The organism is Vibrio sp. PNB23_22_6 (assembly GCF_052877535.1).
Genome location: NZ_JBNFXP010000053.1, coordinates 1 through 3,492 on the forward strand (window position 1 = coordinate 1; position 3,492 = coordinate 3,492).

The window sequence follows — 3,492 nt, forward strand, 5'->3', positions numbered from 1 at the left end:
CGATTGAGTTGGTGGTTGTGGATTTAGTAGAGCTCAAACACAGAGGAAGCACCTCAGCATGTATGTCTCGGTAGTGCTGAGCATGAAATAATAAAAAAAACCAAAAAAATCCTTGTCTTTATCTTAGTGTGGTAATATAATGACAGTGAGAAAATTTATCCCAAAAAAAACTTGCAATTCAGACTCATCTGCAGTATCTTTACCTCAACAACATTAGAGGTAAGGATAACTATCTATGAACTACGCTACTCAAATTGAACAGGCTAATATTCAAACACAGGCTGAGATTAACGGATATGTTGCATTGCTACATATGACTGAATTGGATGTGTTGACAAAGATTGGCCAATTGTTTATGTGCGGTAAACAAGAGCTTTGGGAGAGTTCAAAACTCGAAGAAAGGTTTGCTATGCTCAAAGAACTTATTTAAGAGTCAATCTGTTTCGAAGGCCTGCTTTAAATTATTACATCTAATTTAAAACAGGCCTTTTTTGTGTGTACAATGACAACCACTATTAATTAATGGAGTAATAATGATTGAATTATTTTCGACATTATTTGGTGTAGATAATAATACAGCACAATTTGGCTATCTATGTTTCATTGCTGGTGGTATCAGCGGAACAATATACGCATTCAATAAATATTTCAACCGATAATTATTTTTGGCGTTGTTGATCAATTAAGCTAGAACATCAGCGGCGCCATTTTATATAAAAGTCTAGTTCAATTAACAAGGGATTAACTTTACTTGCTTGGTTAGGTAAACCTAAAAATCGCACCATAATAAATGGTGACTGTTAATTATTTAACGGTTTAAAAATAATAATATTAGTGATTTAAACAGTCCACATAGAAGGGGGGCATCTGAGTCAAATCAAGCCACCTATCCTCGTTGCTCAACTACTTTAACCCTTAAGATTTGTTGTGAATTCGTAGAGAGGCTTTGAATAATTTCGGAAAATATTTTTGTATAGTTCCTCATTATCAAGAACAAAAACAGCTCGAATATGTTCTACGTAATATGTGGAGAGAATAGATCGCAGCCAACCGGCTAGAGACGTGTTGTTTAAAGCCTCACAATTTAAAAACCAAACCCACATTGGCTGATCACTATCGCGAATTATATCCATTATCAGAGATTTTTTTCTGTAATCATCACCTAGACTCAAAAGATCAATACTGACTGTTTTTACGCCTAGATTGTGATTGATAGTATTGCACTCATGTTGAAACCTGCAATCATATTTAGGTTCAATTACATGAAATCGTAATATTCCTAATTGCCACGAATTATGTATCGTTCTCACCAGAGAATTTGACGTTAAGTTATTATTCAAATATATCCCCCAATCCCTAAAAAATGATAAGTAGAAGTGTAGCAATATGTAAAAAAGTAGCAAGAAACCACTCGCCACCTTTTTATCGTTACCTTTTTACGCTCACATCCCCAACCAACTCAGCCACATTAGCACTTACCTCTCTCAGCCTTGAACTAGCCAAATGAGCATAACGAGTTGAAGTTTGAGGACTCTGATGCCCTAACAAGTGTTGAACATCATATAGCGTGGCATTGCCTGAATTGATCAAAATTGATGCAAAACTGTGCCTAAGATCGTGGATGCGAAAGCTATCTTTAATGCCAGATGCTTTCCTGATTCGAGCAAATGCTTTCTTCGGATGAGCTATTGGACGCCCCTCTGCATCACCTGCGAAGATGTATGGGTTCTTTAACTTCTGGTATCTGCGTTGATCTTTCATTACCTCCTTAGCTAGATCGTTTAGCAGTACTGTCCTCGAAAGGCCGGACTTTGTGTGGGGGAGAAATAGACTCCAATTGCCGTCGTCGTCGACGGTAAGACATTCCCATTTTGAGCTAGTTATTTCCCCTATACGCATTCCCGTTAGCAGAGCGAATTTTAATGCATTAGCCTGAGTGCGATTAGGTTCCTCGTTACATGCCCTGATGAAGTTGGCGACCTCCTGACGATTAAGGAAAAACTGACGAACATTGTTCTCCTTGAGTTTTCGTATGTATTGTCCCGGATGCTTGTCTACGAATCCCCATTCCATTGCAAGCCTGAACATACGTAGGATTAAGGAACGTAATCTGTTCACCGTTGCAGGTTTGCGTCCCTCAAGTAATCCATCCAACAATTTCTGAATATCTTGCTGTCCGATATCAGTAAGTGGTTTCTTACCCCATTTCGGGTAGAAATGTAGCTTGAGACTACCTGCATCACTTTTAGCCGTGAGCTTGTTCATCATGGCATAGGGAAGATAGTGCAGCTCTGCGAACTCTTGGAATGTGAGTACATTCCGTTTTTCGTCTCGAATAGCTTTAGGGTCATTACCTAGTGCAATTTCTCGCTTATGGTCGTTAGCAATTTGCCTAGCCGTGTTGATGTCTATTGCAGGGTATTCGCCAAGCTGAACTGATTTCTTGACCCGATTATAGGTGTACCTAAAGAGGAAACGCTTCCTCCCCTGACGGTTGACGATTAATTTTAAACCGCTACACAACTCGTCAGTGTATTCCGTTTCCTTACTTTTGCTCGACGGCGACGTCGGTGGTAGTGAGTCGAGTTGGCGCTTATTGAATTTGAATTTTCGGGATTGCATCACTGCCTCCTTAGTCATTCTCGATTGAGAAATACTGGCGTAATTCGGTGAGTAGTGTCTTAGGTATCAGTAGGTAGATACCCTTACCAGAGTCTTCGACAATGCTTAGTGTCAGCACTGCTCCGTAGTCCAGATCGTCTTCGAATTCGGTATAGGTCAGTGCTCGTTTTAGCCTTTCGATATCGTCGACGACGACGGCAGAGATTTCGGAAATTGATGTGAGAAACCAGAGTTCACATTGCAGTTCATCCCATGCCCGTTGGGTTTCTGCTTCATCGTGAAATGGTTCGGTGAGTATGGTTTTGACTTGTTCTTGTAGGGTTGAGGTGATTGGAAGGGTTGTGATTTGTTGAAGGTTGGTGATCTTGTTCATATTTAAATTCCATGTTTATCAGTATCATGGATTTAATATGTTTTTGATTTTCATAATAATACAGGAACTACAATGTCCAGTTGGAATAAAACTAAAGGTATTTTAAAACAGACGAACCCATTAATTTGGCTAGTAGCGGAAAGTGTAGAGCAGTCATCGAAGGCAATGCAAAATGCATCCAATAAAGATTTGCAGGCTTTGAGATTGGAAGCTGAAAAGCAAAAAATTCAAATGCAATTTGCTCGTGACCAAGCCAAAGTTGAACAAGAATTGGCTATTGCTAGAAGAATAGACAGCGCTTTAGAAGTCGAAATAGAAGAGTTTTATGATAATTCCCTTAGTGGAAAAGCTGGTTTATCTGCTGACGCGAAGAGCGAGACTGTTTCTTTAGGTGCATCTGGTGAAGGTCGAAAAGTTACTAAGCGGGTCTACAGATTTAAAAGTTCTGTAAATGAGGAAGTAGTTACACAAGAGCCCGTATAACACCAGCCACCACC

4 protein-coding genes are annotated in these 3,492 nt (G+C 39.5%); 2 read left to right on the forward strand and 2 right to left on the reverse strand.

Features of this window, described 5'->3' with window-relative positions; all coding sequences use genetic code 11:
* The first annotated feature begins 235 nt into the window (after positions 1-235).
* Positions 236-430, forward strand: coding sequence for a hypothetical protein (locus ACVA54_RS19500; RefSeq protein WP_446617787.1), 195 nt, complete (start codon positions 236-238; stop codon positions 428-430).
* 998 nt (positions 431-1,428) lie between these two features.
* Here the strand turns inward: ACVA54_RS19500 and ACVA54_RS19505 are convergent.
* Both ACVA54_RS19505 and ACVA54_RS19510 read right to left on the reverse strand, forming a co-directional pair.
* Positions 1,429-2,622 (reverse strand): tyrosine-type recombinase/integrase, encoded by a 1,194-nt coding sequence (locus tag ACVA54_RS19505; protein ID WP_446617788.1) that lies wholly within the window; start codon positions 2,620-2,622, stop codon positions 1,429-1,431.
* 10 nt (positions 2,623-2,632) lie between these two features.
* The gene (locus ACVA54_RS19510) at positions 2,633-2,995 is read right to left on the reverse strand and encodes a hypothetical protein (protein ID WP_446617789.1); all 363 of its coding nucleotides are present in this window, start codon (positions 2,993-2,995) and stop codon (positions 2,633-2,635) included.
* A 72-nt stretch (positions 2,996-3,067) separates the two neighbouring features.
* Between ACVA54_RS19510 and ACVA54_RS19515 the strand changes: the two genes are divergently transcribed.
* Positions 3,068-3,478, forward strand: a complete 411-nt coding sequence (locus ACVA54_RS19515; RefSeq protein ID WP_218562344.1) for a hypothetical protein — start codon at positions 3,068-3,070, stop codon at positions 3,476-3,478.
* Positions 3,479-3,492: the final 14 nt, after the last annotated feature.